At 73.6% G+C, this 20,679-nt stretch carries 20 protein-coding genes; 13 read left to right on the forward strand and 7 right to left on the reverse strand.

The window, feature by feature from the left end; genetic code table 11:
• Positions 1-12: 12 nt before the first annotated feature.
• The 3 genes from ABZ386_RS20075 to ABZ386_RS20085 form a co-directional block, all read right to left on the reverse strand.
• Complete coding sequence (locus ABZ386_RS20075; RefSeq protein ID WP_351335879.1) at positions 13-1,311, reverse strand: MFS transporter; 1,299 nt, start codon at positions 1,309-1,311, stop codon at positions 13-15.
• A complete protein-coding gene (locus tag ABZ386_RS20080) occupies positions 1,308-3,107 on the reverse strand; it encodes an ABC transporter permease subunit (protein WP_358965513.1) in 1,800 nt (599 codons plus the stop codon). The genes ABZ386_RS20075 and ABZ386_RS20080 overlap by 4 nt, the downstream gene beginning before the upstream one ends.
• Before the next feature lie 101 nt (positions 3,108-3,208).
• Positions 3,209-3,745 (reverse strand): GNAT family N-acetyltransferase, encoded by a 537-nt coding sequence (locus tag ABZ386_RS20085; RefSeq protein ID WP_358965405.1) that lies wholly within the window; start codon positions 3,743-3,745, stop codon positions 3,209-3,211.
• A 227-nt stretch (positions 3,746-3,972) separates the two neighbouring features.
• Here ABZ386_RS20085 and ABZ386_RS20090 point away from each other — a divergent pair, with 227 nt between their 5' ends.
• Positions 3,973-4,701: a carbonic anhydrase family protein gene (locus ABZ386_RS20090; protein ID WP_358965407.1), complete on the forward strand. Its 729-nt coding sequence runs from the start codon at positions 3,973-3,975 to the stop codon at positions 4,699-4,701.
• Positions 4,702-4,711: 10 nt separating this feature from the next.
• On the opposite strand, the gene ABZ386_RS20095 is transcribed toward ABZ386_RS20090, so the two are convergent.
• Positions 4,712-5,509: a VOC family protein gene (locus tag ABZ386_RS20095; protein WP_356504209.1), complete on the reverse strand. Its 798-nt coding sequence runs from the start codon at positions 5,507-5,509 to the stop codon at positions 4,712-4,714.
• A gap of 181 nt (positions 5,510-5,690) precedes the next feature.
• On the opposite strand from ABZ386_RS20095, the gene ABZ386_RS20100 reads away from it, so the two are divergent.
• Positions 5,691-6,539, forward strand: a complete 849-nt coding sequence (locus tag ABZ386_RS20100) for a class I SAM-dependent methyltransferase (protein ID WP_358965515.1) — start codon at positions 5,691-5,693, stop codon at positions 6,537-6,539.
• A 15-nt stretch (positions 6,540-6,554) separates the two neighbouring features.
• Here ABZ386_RS20100 and ABZ386_RS20105 read toward each other — a convergent pair whose 3' ends face one another.
• Positions 6,555-7,361: an SDR family oxidoreductase gene (locus tag ABZ386_RS20105; RefSeq protein ID WP_358965409.1), complete on the reverse strand. Its 807-nt coding sequence runs from the start codon at positions 7,359-7,361 to the stop codon at positions 6,555-6,557.
• A 72-nt stretch (positions 7,362-7,433) separates the two neighbouring features.
• Here ABZ386_RS20105 and ABZ386_RS20110 point away from each other — a divergent pair, with 72 nt between their 5' ends.
• From ABZ386_RS20110 to ABZ386_RS20120, 3 genes are all read left to right on the forward strand, one after another.
• Positions 7,434-7,910, forward strand: coding sequence for a DUF4396 domain-containing protein (locus ABZ386_RS20110; protein WP_198678379.1), 477 nt, complete (start codon positions 7,434-7,436; stop codon positions 7,908-7,910).
• A gap of 138 nt (positions 7,911-8,048) precedes the next feature.
• Positions 8,049-8,717, forward strand: coding sequence for a hypothetical protein (locus ABZ386_RS20115; protein WP_358965411.1), 669 nt, complete (start codon positions 8,049-8,051; stop codon positions 8,715-8,717).
• A gap of 380 nt (positions 8,718-9,097) precedes the next feature.
• Positions 9,098-9,721: a sigma-70 family RNA polymerase sigma factor gene (locus tag ABZ386_RS20120; protein WP_351335862.1), complete on the forward strand. Its 624-nt coding sequence runs from the start codon at positions 9,098-9,100 to the stop codon at positions 9,719-9,721.
• A 79-nt stretch (positions 9,722-9,800) separates the two neighbouring features.
• Here ABZ386_RS20120 and ABZ386_RS20125 read toward each other — a convergent pair whose 3' ends face one another.
• Positions 9,801-11,087, reverse strand: coding sequence for a cytochrome P450 (locus ABZ386_RS20125; protein ID WP_358965413.1), 1,287 nt, complete (start codon positions 11,085-11,087; stop codon positions 9,801-9,803).
• 29 nt (positions 11,088-11,116) lie between these two features.
• The gene (locus ABZ386_RS20130) at positions 11,117-12,466 is read right to left on the reverse strand and encodes a glutamine synthetase family protein (RefSeq protein WP_356524253.1); all 1,350 of its coding nucleotides are present in this window, start codon (positions 12,464-12,466) and stop codon (positions 11,117-11,119) included.
• 338 nt (positions 12,467-12,804) lie between these two features.
• On the opposite strand from ABZ386_RS20130, the gene ABZ386_RS20135 reads away from it, so the two are divergent.
• From ABZ386_RS20135 to ABZ386_RS20170, 8 genes are all read left to right on the forward strand, one after another.
• Positions 12,805-12,993, forward strand: a complete 189-nt coding sequence (locus ABZ386_RS20135; protein ID WP_031108213.1) for a ferredoxin — start codon at positions 12,805-12,807, stop codon at positions 12,991-12,993.
• 1 nt (position 12,994) lies between these two features.
• A complete protein-coding gene (locus ABZ386_RS20140; protein ID WP_356504205.1) occupies positions 12,995-14,191 on the forward strand; it encodes an FAD/NAD(P)-binding oxidoreductase in 1,197 nt (398 codons plus the stop codon).
• Between the two features lie 11 nt (positions 14,192-14,202).
• On the forward strand, positions 14,203-15,015 hold the full coding sequence (locus tag ABZ386_RS20145; RefSeq protein WP_356524250.1) for an acetoacetate decarboxylase family protein: 813 nt from the start codon (positions 14,203-14,205) through the stop codon (positions 15,013-15,015).
• A gap of 96 nt (positions 15,016-15,111) precedes the next feature.
• Positions 15,112-16,575 carry an aldehyde dehydrogenase gene (locus tag ABZ386_RS20150; RefSeq protein WP_358965415.1) on the forward strand — a complete coding sequence of 488 codons (1,464 nt, stop codon included), beginning with the start codon at positions 15,112-15,114 and terminating at the stop codon, positions 16,573-16,575.
• Complete coding sequence (locus ABZ386_RS20155) at positions 16,568-17,491, forward strand: 3,4-dihydroxyphenylacetate 2,3-dioxygenase (RefSeq protein ID WP_356504202.1); 924 nt, start codon at positions 16,568-16,570, stop codon at positions 17,489-17,491. Before ABZ386_RS20150 ends, ABZ386_RS20155 begins: the two co-directional genes overlap by 8 nt.
• On the forward strand, positions 17,484-18,329 hold the full coding sequence (locus tag ABZ386_RS20160) for a fumarylacetoacetate hydrolase family protein (protein WP_356524248.1): 846 nt from the start codon (positions 17,484-17,486) through the stop codon (positions 18,327-18,329). The genes ABZ386_RS20155 and ABZ386_RS20160 overlap by 8 nt, the downstream gene beginning before the upstream one ends.
• A gap of 64 nt (positions 18,330-18,393) precedes the next feature.
• Positions 18,394-19,029, forward strand: a complete 636-nt coding sequence (locus ABZ386_RS20165; protein WP_351335838.1) for a TetR family transcriptional regulator — start codon at positions 18,394-18,396, stop codon at positions 19,027-19,029.
• Between the two features lie 135 nt (positions 19,030-19,164).
• Positions 19,165-20,616, forward strand: a complete 1,452-nt coding sequence (locus ABZ386_RS20170; RefSeq protein ID WP_355728078.1) for an APC family permease — start codon at positions 19,165-19,167, stop codon at positions 20,614-20,616.
• Positions 20,617-20,679: the final 63 nt, after the last annotated feature.

Raw genomic sequence — 20,679 nt, forward strand, 5'->3', positions numbered from 1 at the left:
TGCCGGGCCCGGTCAGGCCGCCGGGGCCGACCGTCCCTCCCGGCGGGGCAGCAGCGCCACCGCCAGCGCCGGCACGGCCGCGAGGACCAGCCACGGCACCGCGGCCGGCAGGCCCGAGTCGAGCAGGGAGCCGGTGGCGGCGCTGCCGACGAGCACGATCAGGCCGGAGACGGAGGACAGCGCACCCATGTACAGGCCGAGCCGGCCCTCCTCGGCGAGGTCGGGGACCCAGGCGCGGGCGGCGGGCACCACCAGCATCTGCCCCACGGTGAGCAGCACGACGAACCCGGCGGCCGGCAGCAGCCCGGCCGTGCCCGTCCACCCGGCGGGTCGGGCGGCGGCCACCACCGCGAAGCCCGAGGCGATCAGCAGCAGCCCGGCGGCCATGGAGCGGCGCAGGTCGAGCCGGTCGCCCGCCCAGCGGGTCACCGGGAGCTGGGCGAACACCACGAGCACCGACGACAGGGCGAACAACCAGGACAGCGGCGCCTGGGAGCCCGCCGCGCGCTGCACCTCGTCCGGCAGGGCCAGGTACAGCTGGTTGTAGGCGAGCAGGTACGTGCCGTACGCGCAGCACAGGGCCAGGAAGCGGCGGTTGCGCAGCAGCACGCGCGCTCCGCCCCGCTCCCGGACGCGGACCCGGCCGGGGATGTGCTGCGGCATCAGCCACAGGTGCCCGGCGAGGACGAGCACGAAGACCGCGGCACCGGCCAGGCACGCGGTGCGGAAGTCGACGGCGAGCAGCAGCGCGCCGAGCAGCGGTCCGACGAAGGCCCCGGCCTGCCCCGCCACGCTGAACAGGGCGAGCACCCGCGTGCGCGGGCCGTGCCCCTCCTCCTCCCAGGCCACCGCCTGGCGGGCCACCTCGGACTCCACGGCGGGGGAGAACAGCGCGGCGGCGAAACCGATCACCAGCACCGCCCCGATCACGGCCCAGCTCGCCTCCGCGTACCCGAGCCACGCGAACCCGGCGACGCGCAGCACGCAGCCGGCCAGCACGACCGGCCGCACGCCCCACCGGTCGACGAGCCAGCCGCCGACCACGAACAGCCCCTGCTGGCTGAAGGTGCGCAGCCCGAGGACGAACCCGACCAGCCAGCCCGCCATGCCGATGGCGGTGCCGAGGTGCTCGGCGAGGAACGGCAGGACGGCGTAGAAGCCGATGTTGAAGGCGAGCTGGGTGAGGATCAGCAGCCGCAGCAGTGGGGACAGGTCCCGCCAGAGCCGCCAGGTGCTCTCGCGCGGGGCGCGGGGGGCCTTGGGCGTACGGGAGGTTCGGCGGGGCAGCACGCGGGATATGCGGTCGGTCATCGTTCTTCTGTCGGTGAGGGGGACACGGGGACGAGGAGGGCGTCGGGGCGGTTCCGCCCCCGGCCCGGGGCGGAACCGCCCGGTTCCCCGGGCGGCCCGGCCGGGCTTTCGGGCCGCTCGCGCCGCCGGGGCAGCCGTACGCCGCCCGCGGCCGTCACCGCGAGCGCCCCGAGCAGGGCGAGGACGGCGGCGGGGAAGAGGACGGCCCAGGGGGCGCGCTCGGCGTACGGCTGGTTCTCGGCGAGCAGCAGGCCCCACTCGGGCGAGGGCGGCTGGGCGCCCAGGCCGAGGAAGCCGAGCGCCGCGAGACTCAGCGCGATGCCGGGCAGCCGGATCAGCGCGTGCCGGGCCACCGGCGGCAGCACGGCGGGCAGCAGTTCGTGCCACAGCAGGTAGCGGCGCCCGGCGCCCAGCGCGCGGGTGGCGGCCAGGTGGGTGGTCGCCCGTTCCTGGCGCAGCAGGGAGGAGGTGTGCGCGGCCAGCGGGGCCCAGGCCACGACGCCCACGGCGAACGCCGGTGTCCAGGGGCCGCTGCCCGCGACGCCGGCGACGAGCAGACCGGCCAGGACGGGCGGCACGGCGCTGACGAGGTCGACCAGCGGCCCGGACAGCCGCGGCAGCAGCCCCAGCAGCAGGCCCACGGCCAGCGCGGCGGCGCTCACCGCGAGGGCGGTGCCGAGGGTGGTCAGCGCGCCGTGGGAGACCCGGGCGAGGACGTCCCGGCCGAGCGCGTCCGTGCCGAACGGGTGCGCCGGGGAGGGGGCTTGCAGCCGGCCCAGGGCGTCCAGGGCGAGCGCGTCACGGGGCAGGCCGAAGCCGATGACGGCGGCGAGCAGCGCCCCGTACAGCAGGGGCAGCGTGCGTGGCGCGGGCGGACCGGGGGGGTGCAGGGAGTGCAGGGCGCCGTCGCGCAGCGCGGGCCCGATCAGCAGCCGGGCCGTGAGCCGGGCGAGGAGCCCGGCGGCGGCCGCGAGCAGGACGAGGGCGAGCGTGCCGGTCTGCAGCACGGGCAGGTCCTGGGCCAGGGCGGCCTGCAGGGTGAGCCGGCCCAGGCCCGGGATGTCGAAGATCTGCTCGACGGCGACCGAGCCGCCGGTCAGGCCGACCACGAACAGGCCCAGGTTCGGCAGCAGCGCGGGCACGCAGCGGCGCACCGCCTGCCGCGCCACGGACTTCGGCGGCACCCCGCGCGCAGCGGCGGCCAGCGCCCAGGGCTCGGCGAACGCGCCGGGCAGCAGGTCGTCCAGCATCCGCCCGAGAACCGCCCCGGCGGGCAGACCGAGGGCCAGGGAGGGCAGCACCATCCACTGCGGCCCGTACCAGCCCAGGGCCGGCAGCCAGCCCAACTGCACGCCGATCACGGAGGCCAGCACCGAGGCGACGAGGAACTCGGGCAGCGCCGCCAGCACGGCGGTCGCCGTGCCGCCGGGGCCGCGCGTACCGAGCCGCCGCCGCGAGCCGAGCCGGAGCGTACGGGCGCACACCGCCGCCGTGCCCGCCGCGACCACGAGGGCTCCCGCCATCAGCAGCAGCGACGCGCCGAGCGCCTGCACCACGCCGGGCAGCACCTGCGTGCCGGACACCCACGAGGTGCCCGCGTCCCCGTGCAGCAGCCCGCCCAGCCAGCGGCCGAGCAGGGCCGGCGGGCCGTCGTCGAGGCCGAGTTGGTCACGGACGGCCCGCAGCGTCTCGGGTGTCGGGTCGCGGTCGGCCGAGCGGGCCTTGAGCACGGTCAGTGCCGGGTCGGTGCGCGACAGCCACGGCAGCAGGCCGATCGCGCCCACCAGGGCGGCCATGAGGACGGCCCGCCACAGCAGCGTCGGGCCCCCGCCCCGCGCGAGGACGCGCAGGGCGGCGAGGCCCCTGGTCACGGAGGACGATTTCGACACCACTGTGCTCAGGCGAAGGGGATCTCGAAGTGCACGACCCCGCTGCCCCCGCCGGGCACGTCCTCGCGCTCGTCGCACAGCACCTTGCCCAGCGCCAGCCACAGGCCCATCGCGCCGGGTGAGTGCGGATACGTGTGCAGGTAGACGGACCGGTAACCGCCGTCGGCCCGCGCGAACTCCAGCAGTCCCGCCACGAGTTCCCGGGCCAGGCCCCGCCGCCGGTGCTCGGGGCGCACGTACACCCGCCGCAGCTGCGCGGTCTCACCCGAGGGGAACCGCTCGGCCAGCCAGCGCGGGTTCGGCGGATGCGCCGGCCCGCGCGCGTCGAGCGCCGCCGTGGCCGCCACCGTCCCGTCGCGCTCGTCGACGGCCACCAGGAGCGTGTGCCGCGGCGGCGCGAGGTAGAACGACACCGGGTCGATGATGTCGGCGTGCCACCGCGGCACGTAACCGGTGTCGAAGTCGCGGTACACGGTGTCGAGCATCACCACCCGGGCCCCGTCGACGTCGGCTGCCGTGGCTTCCCTGATGGTGTAGTCGCGCATTTGCGCATCATATGCAAGAAGGTTTACGGCTCAACCGGGGGGAGTCGACGGTCGGTCGGGGGCGAAGCCGGGTCAACCCCGTGCTGCGGGATGTTCAGCAGTCCAGGTGACCTGCCGCGTTCCGCGAGCGGGGGAGGGAAAGCATGCGGGTGATCGCTGCCCGGCCTGCCCGCCTGCCGCCTGCCCCTCCTGCCGCCTGCCCGCCCTCAGCCCGAAGGGGTTCGCCCGTGTCTCTCACCGCCCCCGCGCAGCCCGCAGCCGACACGCCGCTGCTGTCGCAGAGCCCCGTCGACATCCGGCCGCAGGCCACCGACGTCTCGGCCGTGCCGCCGCTGCGCCTGCGGCATCCGGCACGGCTCGCGCTGAGCCTGCGCTTCGAACGGCCCCGTGAGCACCGGCCCGACTGCGACCGGCCCGAGGAGGGCACGGTGAAGGCCGAGCCGCCGACCGGCGCGGGGTGCCTGCTGAGCGTCGGCGACGCCACCTACCGGCTGGAGGACGTCCACTGGCACACCCCCTCCGAGCACACCGTCGGCGGGGTGGCGTTCCCGATGGAACAGCACCTGAAGTACGCACGGACGCTCGGGGACGAAGCGGAGACCGGGGCCGGTGCGAAGGAGTACGCGGTGCTGGGCGTCTTCCTCCATCCGGGCGAGGCCAACGACTCCCTGGACCGGCTGCTGGCCTCGGCCCGCCGCCGCGAGGAGCCCTGGCAGGTGCCCGGTGTGACGCTCGACGCGCTGCTGCCGCCCTGCACCGAGTCGTACCGCTACCTCGGTTCCACCACCACCTGCCCCTACGTCACCGGAGTGCGCTGGACGGTGCTCACCCATCCGGTGCAGGCGTCCGCCGCGGCGCTGGCGCACTACCGGAGCCTCTTCCCGGAGGGCAACGCCCGTGCGGTGCAGCCGCTCGGGGACCGGCGCATCGCCGGGGACCGGCATCGCTGGTGGTGACGCGGCAGGCTCAGCTCTCCGCCGGGGTGAGCACCACGAAGTCCGCGTTCGCCGGGTCGAGGCAGACGGCCAGCCGGCCGACGCCCTCCGCGTCCTCGGGGCCCATCTGCACGCTGCCGCCGTTCTCCCTCACCCTGGCCACCGCCGCGTCGCAGTCCTCGACCGCGAAGACCGGGTGCCAGTACGGCTGTCCGTTCGCCAGCGAGAGGTTCTCCTTGCCCATCTCCATGAGGCCGCCGTGCATGCGCTCCTCGGGCAGGCCGGCGGGGGTGATGAGCGTGTACGTGCCCCCGCCGCCGGGCAGCGGCATGTCGCTGAACTGCCAGCCGAAGAGGCCGCCGTAGAACTCCTTCGCCGCCGCGGCGTCGCTCGTGTACAGCTCCACCCACGACAGCGAGCCCGGCTGGTCCACCAGCTCCATGCCCCGGTTCGTCCCCGGCTGCCAGACGGCGAACTGGCCGCCCAGGGGGTCGCTGAACTGCGCCATGCGGCCCCATTCGTCGAGGTCCATCGGCGCCACCCGCACGATGCCGCCCGCCTGCTGTACGGCCTGGGTCGTGGCGTCCGCGTCGGTGACGCAGTAGTAGAGCATCCAGGCCGAGCGGGCGCCCTCCTCGGTGAGCTTGCCGAGTCCGGCGACGGTCTTGCCGTCCTTCTTGAACATCCCGCCTTCGAAGTCCTCGCTCTCGCCCATGGACTCGTACTCCCAGCCGAGCACCGCGCCGTAGAAGGCCGCGGCGGCGGGGACGTCCGGGGCGCCAAGGTCGAGCCAGCAGGGGGAACCGGGGGCGTACTCGGTGGTGATCATGGCGATGCATCCCTTTCGCAGGTCCTGTCTGCCCAGCGTGGCACCGGCCGCTGACACTCGCCCGTCGGCCGCGTCCCCGGCCGGGGGAGTTCCGGTGAGGGGTGGCCCGGCCGTGGGAAAATCGGGCCGGTCGCCCGGCCGGGTGGTGGCGGAGTTCTGTGCGGTGAGGGTGGTGGGCGGCGTGGTCGCCGACTGGGAGTGGGACGACACGCTGTTCTCCGGGACGGCCGCCTACTACGAGCGGGGGCGGCTGCCGTACGCGCCCGGGCTGGCGGACGCGCTCGCCGAGGCGCTGCGGCTCGACGGGCGGGGGCGCCTCATCGACGTGGGCTGCGGGCCCGGGATCATCGCGCTGCGCCTCGCGCATCTGTTCGGCGAGATCGTCGGCGTGGACCCGGACGGCGGCATGATCGCCGAAGCCGCGCGCGGAGCCGCCGACCGGGGCGTCGCGGACAAGTCCCGGTGGGTGCGGGCCCGTGCCGAAGCCCTGCCCGCGGGGCTCGGCACGTTCTCCGTCGCCGTCTTCGGTCAGTCCTTCCACTGGATGGACCGGGACCTGGTCGCGGCGGCCGTCCGCCCCATGCTCCGGCCCGGTGGGGCCCTCGTGCACATCTCCGACCTGAAGACGGAGGTCCGGACCGTCGACGGCCTGCCGCACCCGGCGGTCCCCTACGCGGCGGTGGACGAACTGGTCAGGCGTTACCTGGGGCCGGTGCGGCGAGCGGGCCGCGGCGTGCTGCCGCGAGGGACGCCGGGCGGTGAGGCCGAGGTGTTCGCCCGGGCGGGATTCACCGGCCCCCGGCGGCTCGTCGTGCCCGGCGGGCAGGCGCTGGAGCGGAGCGTCGACGACGTCGTCGCCTGGGTGTTCTCGATGTCGTACTCGGCTCCGCACCTGTTCGAAGGGCGCCGGGACGACTTCGAGGCGGATCTGCGCCGGCTGCTGCGGGAGGCCTCCGCGTCGGGCCGGTTCTCCGAACGGGGCCCGAGCACGGAGGTCTTCGTGTGGGGGAAGGGCCCGTCCGCGGGCTGACCGGCCCGGGCCGCGTCAGTGGACGGACAGCCCGCCGTCGACGAAGACCGACTGCCCGGTGATGTAGGAGGAGGCCGGGCTCGCCAGGAAGACCGCCGCGCCCGCGAAGTCCTCGGCCAGGCCGTTGCGCCCGATCATCGTGCGGGCGGCGAGGGCGGCCACCTTCTCCGGGTCCGACGACAGCCGCGCGTTGAGCGGTGTCATGACGAAGCCAGGGACCAGGACGTTGCAGGTGACGCCGCGCGGCGACCACGCCTCCGCCTGGGACCGCGCCAGTGCCTCCAGCCCGCCCTTGGAGGCGCCGTAGGCACCGCTCTGGACGAACGCCCGGTGCGCCTGCTGCGAGCTGATGTGCAGGATCCGCCCGTACCCGCGCTCCGCCATGCCGGGGCCGAAGCGCTGCCCCAGCAGGAAGGGCGCCTCCAGGTTGACGGCCATCGTGGCGTCCCAGACGTCCTCGGTGAGCTCGTCCATCGGCGGACGCAGGTTGATGCCGGCGCTGCTGACGAGGATGTCGGGCTCCCCGAACGCCTCGACCGCCCGCTCGGCGGCCGTCCGCACCCCCGCGCGTGTGCTCAGGTCCGCGCTCACGGACGCGGCGCGGCAGCCCTGGGCCGTCAGTTCCCCGACCGTCGCCGTCAGGCCGGCCTCGGTGCGGGCCACGACCACGACGCTGGCCCCGGCCCGGGCGAGGGCGCCGGTGATGGCGCGGCCGATGCCCGAGCTGCCGCCCGTGATCACCGCGACCCGGCCCTCCAGGGAGAACAGCTCGGAGAGATAGGCCTGTGTCTGCCGGGTCGACCGCGGCGGCTGCGTCGTCATGGCGAGCACTCTAGATCGACTCGGCGTCACGACCTCTGGCGGTATACCCCTAGGGGGTATACGCTCGGAGTCATGGACCACACCACTCACAACCCCGCGGAGCACTCGCACGGGACGGCGTCCTGGGGGACCGCCGTGAAGGCGACACTGCACTGTCTGACCGGGTGTGCGATCGGCGAGATCCTCGGCATGGTGATCGGCACCGCGCTGGGATGGGGCAACCTGCCCACCATGGTGCTGGCGATCGGGCTGGCGTTCCTCTTCGGCTACTCGTTCACCCTGTTCGCCGTCCTGCGGGCCGGCCTCGGGCTCGCGGCGGCGGTCAAGGTCGCGCTGGCCGCGGACACGGTCTCGATCACGGTGATGGAGTTCGTCGACAACGCGATCATCGCCCTGACCCCGGGCGCGATGGACGCCCACCTGACGGACGCGCTGTTCTGGTCCGCGCTGCTGGGTGGTTTCGTCGTCGCCTTCGTGATCACGACCCCGGTCAACAAGTGGATGATCGGCCGGGGCAAGGGCCACGCCGTCGTCCACGCCCACCACTGACGCGACGCCGTCCGGCGCTCAGCCCCTGATCCCCGTTCCTGGACAGTGGCCTGAATCACATCTCGCCGATTGAGTGTCCCGGGAGTATGTCCGTACCCATGGGGGACGGGGCGGGGCCGGATGCGAGGATGAGGCGCCATGACAGCTGGGTGGTGTGCTCGCGCGATACGGGCCGCGGTGTTCGCGGCCGTCTGTGTCGTGCTCGCCGCCCTGGGCCACGTCATGATGTCCGGCGACCACGTGCCCCTGCCGACCCTGGTGGCCGGCTGGGCCGCCACGGGTGCGGCGGGCTGGTGCCTGGCGGGCCGCGAGCGCGGCCTCCGCCTCGTGGTCGCCGTCGCCGTCGCCGTCCAGACGGCCCTGCACTCGGCGTTCTCGCTCGCACCGCAGGCGCAGGGCACCGGACCGGCCACCGGAACCCCCGCCCCGGGCGCGCACTCCATGGACATGGCATCCATGGGACACGGCGCGGACTCCCTGGAGTCCATGTCCGCGCACATGGGACACATGGGGCACATGGGGAACGCCCCCGGCGGGGACTCCTCCCTCGGCATGCTCGCCGCCCACCTCCTGGCCGCCCTGCTGTGCGGACTGTGGCTGGGCCACGGCGAACGGGCCGCCTTCCGGCTGCTGCGCGCCGTGGGCGGCCGGCTCGCCGCGCCCCTGCGGCTGCTGCTCGCCCTGCCGACACCGGCGCCCCCGCCCGTGCGGGTCCGGCGGGCGTCCTCCGACCGGGCGCCGCGCCTCTCCCTCCTCGTCCACGCGATCACCTCCCGGGGACCTCCGGCGGGGGCCGCTGCCGCCTGACGGCGGCCGGTCATCCCCGGGGCCGCCCCTGCGCGCCCCGGTCTCGGTCGTCCCCGCGTACGTCGGTGCGCCGCGCTGCCAGCGGCTGGCCGGGCCCTACCCGGCCCGGGCACGCGCGCGTCGCCCGCAGCCGCCCGGGCTCTTGCCCGGCCCGGGCACGCGCCGCGTTACCTGCGGCAGCTCGGGCCCGCCCGGCCCGAGCGCGCGCCGCGCGTTGCACGCGGCTGCCCGGGCTCGTGCCGGCCCGAGCGCGCCGTACGGGTACGACCGCATCCCCGCTCACCGGACCACGCGGCCGGGCGTGCGCCCCGCCGGACCCTCAGGGTGCCGGCGCGCCCGCCCGTGCGCGCGTGGTCCCGGACATCCGAGAAGGACATCAGGTGATCACTCCTGCCCCGCCCCTCGCCACCGCGAGACCGGCCTCGGCCGACGAGTCGGCGACCGCCTGGGCGCTGGCCGCCCGGGGCGGTGACTCCGCGGCCGTCGACCGGTTCGTGCGCGCCCTGCACCGCGACGTCATCCGGTACGTCGCCCATCTGTGCGCCGATCCGCAGGCCGTGGACGATCTGGCACAGGACACGTTCCTGCGGGCGCTCGGCAGCCTGCACCGGTTCGAGGGCCGCTCCTCGGCCCGCGCCTGGCTGCTCGCCATCGCCCGGCGCGCGGTGGCCGACAGCATCCGCGGCACCGCCGTACGCCCTCGCCCCGCCGACCTGCCGGACTGGGAGCTGGCGGTCGAGCACGCCCAGCCGTGCGGCCTGCCCGGCTTCGACGACGGCGTGGCGCTGCGGGAGCTGCTGGCCGCGCTGCCGCGGGAGCGGCGCGAGGCGTTCGTCCTCACCCAGTTGCTCGGACTGCCGTACGCGGAGGCAGCCGAGCTGAGCGACTGCCCGGTCGGCACGGTCCGCTCCCGAGTGGCCCGCGCCCGGGCCACGCTCATGACGCTGCTGGCCGAGGCGGAGGAGGCCCGGCCGCCGGCGTCCCCCGCGCCGGTCGCGGCCTGACGCGGCGCGAGCGGCAGGGGCCCCTGCCGCTCGCGCCCCCTTTCCCGCCTGGCCGCAGCCCGGCCCGCCCGGAGGCCCGTCAGGCGAGCGTGACCTCCACCGGCAGTTTCTTGATGCCGTTGACGAAGTTGGAGCGCACGCGCGGCACCTCACCGGCCAGGCGGATACCGGCCAGGCGCGGGATCAGCTCCTCGAACATGATGCGGATCTCCGTGCGGGCCAGGAGGTTGCCCAGGCACAGGTGGGGGCTGCCCTTGCCGAAGGTGACGTGGTCGTTGTCCCGGCGGGTGACGTCGAAGTCGTAGGGGTTGCCGAAGACCTCCTCGTCGCGGTTGCCGGAGGCGAACCACATCACCACCTTGTCGCCCTCCCTGACCCGCTTGCCGCCCAGCTCGACATCGCGCGTGGCGGTGCGGCGGAAGTGGTAGACGGGGGAGGCCCAGCGCAGGAACTCCTCGACGGCGACCGGGATCAGGGAGGGGTCCTCCTGGAGGCGGGCGAGCTGCTCGGGGTGCTGGATGAGGGCCAGCATGGAGTGGGAGATGGTGTGCCGGGTGGTCTCGTTGCCGGCGACGACCAGGAGCAGGAAGTAGTTGTCGAAGTCCTGCGGGGAGAGCGGGACCCCGTCCCGGGGGACGGTGTTCACCAGGCGCGAGATCAGGTCCGTGCCGTCGCCGCCGCGCCGCTGCCGCGCCAGTTCCCGGCCGTACTCGAACACCTCCAGCGAGGCGGGGGAGCGGAACGGCAGGTCGCGGTACCGCTCGCTCTCCTCGCTGTGCAGCAGGACGTCCGCGTAGTCGGGGTCGGTGTGTCCGATGATGCGGTTGCCCCAGTCGATGAGCTTCTGGTTGTCCTCCGGCGGCACGTCCAGCAGCCGGGCGAGGACGTTGATGGGGAAGTCCGCCGAGACGTCCGCGACGAAGTCGAAGCGCCCCTTGGCGAGGGCGGCGTCGAGGGTCCTCGCGGTCAGGCCGCGCAGGAAGTCCGTGTAGCCGTTGATCACGTTCGCGCCGAACTGCCGCTGGATGACGCTGCGCAGCGCCCGGTGCCGGACTCCGTCCAGTTCGAGGATCGAGGCGCGTTTCTTGATCTGGTCGTCGTCGACCTCCTCCAGGTTGACGAACCTCGTCGACGTGAAGGTCTCCGGGTCGCGGTCCACCCGGACGATGTCCTGGTGCCGGGTCACCGCCCAGAACCCGGAGTTGGGCGCCTCCTCGGGCTGCCAGTGCACCGGGTCCTCGTGGCGCAGCGTGTGGAACATCCGCCAGGGGGTGACCCCGTCGGTGAAGCGGTCCAGGTCGGCGAGGTCCACGTCGGCCAGGGGCAGCGGCTCGCGCGCCGCGTCGGGCAGGGTCTCGGTCGTCATCGGCGTGCTCCTCGGCGTCACAGGGGGCGTCACAGGTGGTAGGCGTACTCGGTGAACTCCCAGTCCGTCACATGCCGGTGGAAGCGTTCGACCTCGTCGCGCTTGTAGGAGAGGAAGGACGTGGTGAAGCCCTTGCCGAGCAGGTCGGTCAGGGCGGTGTCCGCCTCCAGCGCGTCCAGCGCGGCGGACAGGGTCTGCGGCAGGACGGCCGAGCGGGCGGTGTCGTAGCCGTAGCCCTCCAGCGGGGCGGGCGGCTCCTCGCCGGCCAGGACACCCAGCAGCGCGGCGGCGATCGTCCCGGCGATCGCCAGGTACGGGTTGGCGCTCGCGTCGCCGAGGCGCAGTTCGAGCCGGGCGCCGGAGCCCCGCTCGGGCGGGATGCGCACCATGGCGCTGCGGTTGTCCAGGCCCCAGTCGATCAGCCAGGGCGCGAGCGTGTCGGGGCCGAAGCGTTTGTACGAGTTGACCGTGGGGTTGAGCAGCGCGGCCAGGGCGGGCGCGTGCGCCAGGACGCCGGCGACGGCGTGCCGGGCGGTGGCCGACAGGCCGTACGCACCGGACGGGTCGTCGAAGGTGTTGCGGCCCTCCTCGTCGTCGCAGGACAGGTGGAGGTGGAAGCCGGAGCCGCCCGCGTCGTTGAAGGGCTTGGCCATGAAGGTGGCCAGCCGGCCCTCCTTCCGCGCCAGTTCCTTGATCGCGGCCTTGAAGCGGAAGGACCGGTCGGCGGCCGACACGGCGTCCGAGTGCGCCAGGTTGATCTCGATCTGGCCGCCGTCGAACTCGTGGTTGCCGCTGATCGCGCCGACCTTCAGATCGCGTACGTGGCGCAGGGTGCGCAGCAGGTGGTTGTCCGGGTCGGCGCGCAGGCCAGCGGTGTAGACGACCCCGGGGTCGGGCGCGTAGCGGCGCCAGCCTCCGGCCGGGTCCGGGTCGCACAGGAAGTACTCCAGCTCCGGCCCGACCACCGGCCGCAACCCGTGCTCGGCGCACCGGGCGAGGACGGACCGCAGCAGGTCGCGGGGCGACTCGGGCGCGGGGGCGCCGGTCGCCGGGTCGACGACCTCGCCCAGACAGGCCGCCACTCCCGGCTCCCAGGGCAGCTGCACCAGCGTGTCGAGGTCGGGCCGGACGCAGATGTCCGGCAGGCCCGCGTCGAGCCCGCCGCTGACCGGGACCACGTCGCCCTGCGGGCTGGTGTGGTAGACGGCCCGGCAGAACGCCAGCCCGTGCTCGCACGCCCGGGGCAGCTCTTCCAGCAGCACGTCTCGAGCCCGGTCGGTGCCGATCAGGTCGGGATAGGTCACCCGGACCACGTCGATGCCGTCGGCGGCGAGCCGGTCCATGTGGCGGCGGACTTCTTCAAGGTCGTGAGCGCTCACCGTTGTCTCCTCGGGCGGACGTCGGGACACCTCCGGGACACGGGGGCCGGGGAGGCGGGTGGCGTGGGAGCGAGCGGCCGGGCGCGGCGGAGCCAGGACCGCCCGGATCTTGTTTGATGCCAAACGGTAGGGGTGGGTGAAGGGTGCCGCAAGAGGGCGGGGGCAAGAATTTATCCATCCGGATAGCTATTGACCAGGCCCCTGCCCCTGCCTACCTTGTTTGAAGCCAAACGAGTTCGGGGCGCGTCCACCGCACCCCGTTGGCCCGGGCCCGGCCCCTTCCGGCCGGGCCCCTCTTCCCTTCCGCTTCGACGCCCTCACATTCAGGAGGACCGGCCATGAAGGTCGTCGTCGACATGAACAAGTGCCAGGACCACGGCCAGTGCGTCTTCTCGGCCCCCGACGTCTTCCGGATGGACGACGACGGCCGCCTGGCCTACGTCCCCGACCCCGACGACGCCCTGCGCGACGAGGTCGAGGAGGCCGCGGACGTCTGCCCGCTCCAGGCCATCCGGATCGAGGACTGACATGAGCGGGCGCATCGTCGTCGCCGGCGCCTCCCTCGGCGGACTGCGCGCCGCCGAGCAACTGCGCGCCGCGGGCTGGACCGGCGGCATCACGGTGGTCGGCGACGAGCCGCACCCGCCGTACAACCGGCCCCCGCTGTCCAAGGAGGTCCTCGCGGGCAAGGCGTCCTTCGCCTCGCTCGCCTTCACGCCGAAGCCGTCCGCGGCCGACGTGGAATGGCGGCTGGGCACCAAGGCCGTGCGGGCCCGGCTCGCCGAGCGGACCGTCGTACTCGACGACGGCTCGGTGCTGTCGTACGCCGGGCTGGTCGTCGCCACCGGGATGCGGCCCCGGCGGCTGCGCTGCCCCGGGCCGGTCGCCGGCCGGCACACCGTCCGCACGATCGACGACGCCCGGGGGCTGCGGGCCGAGCTGACCCGGCCGGGCGTGCGGGTCGTCGTGGTCGGCGCCGGGTTCATCGGCTGCGAGGTCGCCGCGACCGCGGTCGGGCTCGGTGCGGCAGAGGTCACCGTCGTCGATCCGCTGCCGTTGCCCATGGTCGGGCCGCTCGGGGAGCTGCTCGCACGCCTGCTGCTGCGCCGGCACCAGGAACGCGGGGTCCGCTTCGCGCTCGGCTCGGGGGTCGCCGGGTTCGAGGGCGACGACCGGGTCACCGGTGTCGTGCTGAGCGACGGGTCCGTGCTCGCCGCCGACGTGGTGGTGGAGTCCGTCGGCTCGGTCGCCAACACCGAATGGCTCGACGGCAACGGGCTCGACCTGGGCGACGGCGTGCTCACCGACGAGCACCTGAGGGTCGGCGGCCGGCCCGAGGTCGTCGCGGTGGGTGACGTCGCCCGTTTCCCGAACGCCCGCTACGACGGTGTGCCGCGGCGGGTCGAGCACTGGTCCGTGCCGACGGATTCGGCCAAGCACGCGGCGAAGGTGCTGGTGGCGGGCGGTGCCGGCCTGGCGCCCTTCGCGCCGCTGCCCACCTTCTGGAGCGACCAGCACGACTTCCGGTTGCAGTCCTTCGGTGCGCCCGCGCTGGGGCTCGGCGATGTCCGGGTCCTCGACGGTGACCCCTCGGGGGACGTGCTGGCCGGTTACCACCGCGACGGACTGCTGGTCGGTGTCGTCGCGCTCGGCGGGCCTGCCGCGGCCCGCGCCGCCGCCCGGTACCGCGCCGATCTGCTGAAGCAGCCCGCCCTCACCTCGTAAGGAGCCCTTCCGTGACCGGTCTTCGTGGTTACTTCCATCCCAAGACGGCGACGGGTGCGTCGTCGCTGATTCCCTCTCCGCCGTGGCGGTACTCCGGTGACCTGTTGACGGTCGAGTACCGGACCGATCCGGCGCGGGTGCGTGAACTGCTCCCCGAGCCACTGGAGTTGGCCGACGAGGATCCGGGCGCGGTCGCCCTGATCTGGGCCGACTGGCAGTCCTGCTCGGCCTCCGGGGAGGAGCTGCTCGATCCCGTGCGGGCGCAGTACAAGGAGGCGTTCGCGGTGGTGCGGTGCCGGTACGGGGGGCGGACGTACTCGCGGTGCGTCCACATCTGGGTCGACAAGGACTTCGCGATCGCGCGGGGGCTGCACCAGGGGTATCCGAAGAAGCTGGGCTCCATTCATCAGACGCGGCCGCATCCGTACGGGCCCGCTCCGCGGATCGAGGCGGGGGCGCGGTTCGGGGCGACGCTGGCCGCCGCGGACCGGCGTATCGCGCAGGCCGTGGTGACGCTGCGGGAGCCGTCGCAGAGCGGTGGGTTCGTCAACGCCCACCCCATGGCGCATCACCGGTGGCTGCCGTCGATCGAGAAGGGGAAGGGGCTGGCGCTCGACGAGCTGGTCGAGAGTGGTGCGGCTTCCTTCGAAGGTGGTCAACCGTGGGTCGGGGACGCCGAGTTGGAGTTGTTCGAGGCGCCTACAGAGGAACTGGCCCGGCTGGAGGTGCGGGAGCCGATCGCCGCGTATTACCGGCAGGTCGGGGTGGTTTGGGATGGGGGGCGGCTGTTGGAAGTCGGTACGTCGGGAGCGTCTGCCGCGTAGTGCCCGTGGTCGGGTGCGGGTGTGTGGTGGCTTGTCGCGCAGTTCCCCGCGCCCCTAGGTAGCTGAAATTCCCCTCGCTTGAATGGAACCCTTCTCATGCCTGAGAAAATCACCGTCGCCGGTGTTTCCGTCGACACCCGGCACTGGATCGGCGGGCGGCGGGTCGCCTCCGACGGCACCTTCACCGACTACTCTCCGATCGACGGCAGCGTGCTGGGCGAGATCGCCCGGGGCGGGCCCGACGAGGCCGGAGACGCTGTCGTCGCCGCCCGGGACGCCTTTCCCGCCTGGGCCGGCACCTCGCGCGGCGAGCGCGCCCGCATCCTGCACGCCATCGCCGACGGTGTCGAAAAGCGTCTCGAAGAGCTGGCGATCGTGGAGACCACCGACAACGGCGCGCTGCTGCGGTCGCACCGGCGGGGCGTCATGCCCCGCGTCGCCCACAACTTCCGGTTCTTCGCCGACTGGCTGCTGACGCTGGAGCACGAGGACTTCGACACCCGGGGACACACCAACCACGTCAGCTGGGATCCGGCCGGGCCCTGCGTGCTGATCACGCCGTGGAACGCGCCGCTGATGCTGGCCACCTGGAAGGTCGCCCCCGCCCTCGCCGCCGGGAACACCGTCGTCCTCAAGCCCGCCGAATGGTCACCGCTGACCGCCTCCCTGCTGGCCGACATCGCGGCGGAGGCCGGACTGCCGGCGGGTGTCCTCAACGTCGTCCAGGGGTACGGCTCCGAGATCGGCGACGCCCTCACCGCGCACCCCGACGCGCGGCGCATCAGCTTCACCGGCTCGGTGCCGACCGCGCGGCGGATCGCCGCCTCGGCCGCGGCGAACCTCACGCCCCTCAGTCTCGAACTCGGCGGCAAGTCACCGCTGTTGGTCTTCGCCGACGCCGATCTCGACCTGGCCGTCGACCTCGCCGTGGAGCAGTACGACAACGCCGGGCAGGTGTGCCTCGCGGGCACCCGGCTGCTCGTCGAGGAGCCGGTCGCCGAGGAGTTCACCCGGCGGTTCGTCGAGAAGGCCACGGCCCTGCGGCAGGGCGACCCGCGGGACGAGGCCACCGACATCGGACCCACCATCCACCCCCGCCAGCTGGGGAAGATCGACGGTTTCGTGCGACGGGCGGTCGCCGCCGGGGCACGGGCGGTCATCGGCGGGCACCGCAAGGACGGCCAGTACTACGCGCCGACCCTGCTCACCGGCGTCACCCAGGACTCCGAGATCGTGCAGGAGGAGGTCTTCGGGCCCGTCCTGACCCTGCAGACCTTCACCGGCGAGGACGAAGCCGTCCGGCTCGCCAACGACACCCGCTTCGGGCTGGCCGCCACCGTCGCCACCGGTGACCGGGAGCGCGCGGAGCGGGTCTCGGCGCAGCTCGTCGCGGGGACCGTCTGGGTCAACTGCTTCTTCGTACGGGACCTCCAGGCGCCCTTCGGCGGCTCCCGGCAGTCCGGGGTCGGCCGCGAGGGCGGCACCTGGAGCTTCGACTTCTACTGCGACCTGAAGAACACCGTCACCGCCCCGAACGGATGGAGCCAGGACCATGGGTGAGATCGTCGGGGCCGGGCTGCTCGCCCACGTCCCCACCATCGTGCTTCCCGAGGCCGACCGCCTGGAGCTCAACGAGGGCAAGGAGATCACCCTCGTCACCGGGCTCCGGGAGCTGCGCCGGGACGTCTTCGAGCGGGACGACTACGACACCGTCGTCGTCCTCGACTCCCACTGGGCCACCACCGTCGAGTTCGTCGTCACCGCCCAGCAGCGCAGAGCCGGACTCTTCACCTCCGAGGAGCTGCCGCGCGGCATGTGCCGGATGCCGTACGACTACCCGGGCGACCCCGAACTCGCCCACAGCATCGCCTCGTTCGCCGACAAGCACGGCACCTGGATCACCCCGATCGACGACGCGTACCTGCCGGTCTACTACGCCACCATCAACCTCTGGAAATACCTGGGCGAGGGCCTGCCCGACAAGCGATGGGTCACCATCGGGGTCTGCCAGACCGGTGACATCGAGGACCACCTGCGGCTCGGGCGGGCGCTCGCCGACGGCGTCGCCGCCACCCCGGGGCGACGGGTGCTGCTCATCGCCTCCGGCGCCCTCTCGCACACCTTCTGGCCGCTGCGCGAACTGCGCGACCACGAGGCCAGCGACCCGGTGCACATCCGCACGCCCGAGGCGCGGGAAGCCGACCTGGAGCGCATCGCCTGGTTCAAGGAGGGCCGCCACGACAAGGTCCTCGACACCATGGACGAGTTCTGGAAGTTCAAGCCCGAGGCGAAGTTCTTCCACTACCTGATGATGGCCGGCGCCCTCGGCGAGCGGCACTGCACCGCCCGGGCCCGCCAGTACGGCGCGTACGAGAACTCCGTCGGCACCGGCCAGGCCCACCTCTGGTTCGACCGGCCGACCGACGGCTGGACCGGCAGCCCCACCACCGCACCCCAGGAGTCCGCCCATGCCTGAGTACCGCCGCATCCTCCTCGACGGAGCCGCCGTCCAGGTCACCGTCGACGGTGACGAACTCGTCGCCGGGGACGGCCGCCGCGTCAAGACCGACGACGCGCGGCACCTGCCGCCGGTCGTTCCGTCCAAGGTCATCGCCGTGCACCTCAACCACCGCAGCCGGGTCGACGAGTTCCGGATCGGGCTGCCCGACACGCCCACCTACTTCCACAAGCCGACCTCGGCCCTCAACGCCCACCAGGGCGCCATCGTCCGCCCCGAGGGCTGCAAGTGGCTCAACTACGAGGGCGAGGTCGCCATCGTCATCGGGAGGACCGCGCGGAACATCGCGCCGGGCGAAGCGGGGGAGTACATCGCCGGGTACACCATCGCCAACGACTTCGGCCTGCACGACTTCCGCGACACCGACGCCGGTTCGATGCTCCGGGTGAAGGGCTCCGACACCCTGTGCCCGCTCGGCCCCGGCCTCGTCACCGACTGGGACTTCCACGGCAAGCGGCTGCGGACCCACGTCAACGGCGAGGTGGTGCAGGACGGGTCGACGGACGAGATGACCTGGGACATGCACTACCTCGTCGCCGACATCGCCCGCACCATCACCCTGTACCCGGGTGACGTCCTGCTGTCCGGCACGCCCGCCAACTCGCGGCCCGTCCAGCCGGGCGACGTGGTGGAGGTGGAGGTCGAGGGACTGGGGCGGCTCACCAACCACATCGTGACCGGCCCGACCGCCGTCCGCACCGACGTCGGCGCCCAGCCCACCGAGTCGGAGGAGGTACTGTCGACCGCGCTCGGCGGCGACTGGGAGTTCCGTGGCATCCGGCCGCCGCGTCGCTGAGGGCCGCCCTGTCGCTGAGGGCCGCCGCGTCGCTGAACGGGACGGCTTGGGTAGGGTCGCGGGCATGACCGAGCCCGCCCGCCGCCCCCGCAAGCGCGTGCACTACGGCACGGGCCGCGAGGCCCTGCTGGAGGCCGCCGTGCGCGTCGTGGCCCGGGGCGGGCTGCGCAAGCTCACCTACCGGGCGGTGGCGGAGGAGGCCGGGGTCACCCACGGCCTGGTCGTGCACCACTTCGGTTCCCGCGACGCCCTGATCGAGGAGGCCGTCGCCCACGCCATCCGCTCCTCCCTCAGCAGCAGCGCCCTCGCACCGGGCACGGGCGAGGTGGCCGACTTCTCGGCGGGCCTGACGGACATGGTCGAATCCGGTCCTGACCTCCAGGCGTTCCAGTACGAACTGCTGCTGGAGTCCCGGCGCCGCCCCGAGCTCCTCGCCCACCTGCGGTCGCTGTACGACGAGTACTTCGACGCCACCCGGCGCGAACTCACCCAGATGCTGCCCGGCCCGGTGGACGAGGGGCTGTCCCGGATGGTCTTCGCGACGCTGGAGGGGCTCGTCCTGCACCAGCTGGTCTTCGGGGAGCGCGAGGTCATCGACCAGGCGCTGGACGAACTGCGCTCGGTGCTGCGGCTGCTCGCGGAGCGGCAGGGCGGCGAGGGTTGCGGCGACGGCTGCGGCGAGGACTGCGGCGAGGGCTGAGCCCGCCACCCCCGCCGCCGCCCGCGTCCGCGATTCCTCGTCCCTCACCCCTTGCCAAACGGATAGTTCCGCCCCACCATGAGGCAACTCGTTTGGCCTGAAACGATCCTTCCTCCCCTCTGGCAGGTGATCCGAGTGGACAGTCAGACGGTCTCCCGGCACGCGGCGAAACCGGACGAGCCCACCGCAGGCACGCTCAAGCCCGACGCCCTCGGCGTCCTGGGCATCCTCTTCTTCGTCCTGTCCGCCCAGGCCCCGCTCACCGGCATCGCCGGCGCGGCCCCCATCGCCGTGGCCCTCGGCAACGGCCCCGGCGTGCCCGCCGCCTATCTGGTGGCGGGGCTGGTGATCCTGCTGTTCTCGGTGGGCTTCGTCGCCATGGGCCGCCACGTCGTGGACGCGGGCGCCTTCTACACCTACATCGGCAAGGGCCTCGGCCGGACCACCGGCACCGGCAGCGCGGGCCTCGCGCTCTTCGCCTACTGCACCATCCAGGCCGCCATGTACGGCCTCTACGGCTCCATCGTCAGCGGCCTGGTCGCGAGCCACACCGGCCTCGACCTGCCGTGGTGGCTCTGGACGCTGGCGACCATGGCCGTGGTGCAGGCGCTCGGCGCCGCCGGTATCGAGATGGGCGCCAAGGTGCTGGCCGTCTTCGTCCTCGCGGAGTTCAGCATCCTGTCGGTGTTCGCCCTCGTCACCCTGGTCAAGGGCGGCGGGCCCGAGGGGCTCGGCCTCGCCGAGAGCTTCTCCCCGGGCGCGGCTCTGGACGGGGCGCCGGGCGTGGCCGTGATGTTCGCCGTGGCGTCCATGTTCGGCTTCGAGGCGACCGCCATCTACGGCGAGGAGGCCCGCGAGCCCCGCAGGACCGTGCCGCGCGCCACCTACCTCGCGGTCGTGGTGGTCACCGGCTTCTTCGCCCTGGTCTCCTGGACGCTCATCTCCTCCTACGGCGCCTCCAAGGCCACGGCCGCCGCGGGCAAGGCCCTGGCGAGCGGCGACGGCGCCGGCTTCGTCTTCGCGCCCATCGCGGCGGACTTCGGCGGCTGGGTGGGCGACGTCCTGCCGGTCCTGCTCGCCACGTCCCTCTTCGCCGGCATCCTCACCTTCCACAACTCCGCCAACCGCTACCTGTTCTCGCTCGGCCGCGACCGGCTGCTGCCGCGCCGGCTGTGCGGGCTCAACCGCCGCCACGCGCCCTGGGCGGCCGGGTGCGTGCAGACCGCCCTGGCCGTCCTCCTGGTGGCGCCCTTCGCGCTGGCGGGCAAGGACCCGGTGCTGACGCTGTTCTCCTGGTTCAGCGGCGTCGCCGTCCTGGCGATGATGCTGCTGTACCTGCTGACGTCGGTGTCCGTCGTGGTCTTCTTCCGCCGCGAGCGCCTCGACGCCCGGCCCTGGAACACCCTGATCGCACCCCTGCTGGGCGCGCTCGGCATCGCCGGGGCGATCTGGCTCATCCTGGCCAACTTCACCACCCTCATCGGCGGCGCACGCACCACCGCCCTGTGGCTCACGCTGTCCGTGCCGGTGGTCATGGCACTGGGCCTGATCGCCGCGCGGACGCGGGGCAGGGCCGCCGGCGGCTGACCACGGGCACCGTCCCCCACGGACAGCCCCGCCCATATCGTTCGAGATCAAAGGAGGATCCTC

Source organism: Streptomyces sp. NPDC006140 (genome assembly GCF_040628815.1).
Lineage (GTDB): Bacteria > Actinomycetota > Actinomycetes > Streptomycetales > Streptomycetaceae > Streptomyces.

Coding starts and splice junctions, on each gene's coding strand:
- ABZ386_RS20075 (WP_351335879.1), bottom strand. CDS start 1,311: ATGACCGACCGCATATCCCGCGTGCTGCCCCGCCGAACCTCCCGTACG.
- ABZ386_RS20080 (WP_358965513.1), bottom strand. CDS start 3,107: ATGGCCGCCCTGGTGGGCGCGATCGGCCTGCTGCCGTGGCTGTCGCGC.
- ABZ386_RS20085 (WP_358965405.1), bottom strand. CDS start 3,745: ATGCGCGACTACACCATCAGGGAAGCCACGGCAGCCGACGTCGACGGG.
- ABZ386_RS20095 (WP_356504209.1), bottom strand. CDS start 5,509: ATGATCACCACCGAGTACGCCCCCGGTTCCCCCTGCTGGCTCGACCTT.
- ABZ386_RS20105 (WP_358965409.1), bottom strand. CDS start 7,361: ATGACGACGCAGCCGCCGCGGTCGACCCGGCAGACACAGGCCTATCTC.
- ABZ386_RS20110 (WP_198678379.1), top strand. CDS start 7,434: ATGGACCACACCACTCACAACCCCGCGGAGCACTCGCACGGGACGGCG.
- ABZ386_RS20115 (WP_358965411.1), top strand. CDS start 8,049: ATGACAGCTGGGTGGTGTGCTCGCGCGATACGGGCCGCGGTGTTCGCG.
- ABZ386_RS20125 (WP_358965413.1), bottom strand. CDS start 11,087: ATGACGACCGAGACCCTGCCCGACGCGGCGCGCGAGCCGCTGCCCCTG.
- ABZ386_RS20135 (WP_031108213.1), top strand. CDS start 12,805: ATGAAGGTCGTCGTCGACATGAACAAGTGCCAGGACCACGGCCAGTGC.
- ABZ386_RS20140 (WP_356504205.1), top strand. CDS start 12,995: ATGAGCGGGCGCATCGTCGTCGCCGGCGCCTCCCTCGGCGGACTGCGC.
- ABZ386_RS20150 (WP_358965415.1), top strand. CDS start 15,112: ATGCCTGAGAAAATCACCGTCGCCGGTGTTTCCGTCGACACCCGGCAC.
- ABZ386_RS20155 (WP_356504202.1), top strand. CDS start 16,568: ATGGGTGAGATCGTCGGGGCCGGGCTGCTCGCCCACGTCCCCACCATC.
- ABZ386_RS20160 (WP_356524248.1), top strand. CDS start 17,484: ATGCCTGAGTACCGCCGCATCCTCCTCGACGGAGCCGCCGTCCAGGTC.
- ABZ386_RS20165 (WP_351335838.1), top strand. CDS start 18,394: ATGACCGAGCCCGCCCGCCGCCCCCGCAAGCGCGTGCACTACGGCACG.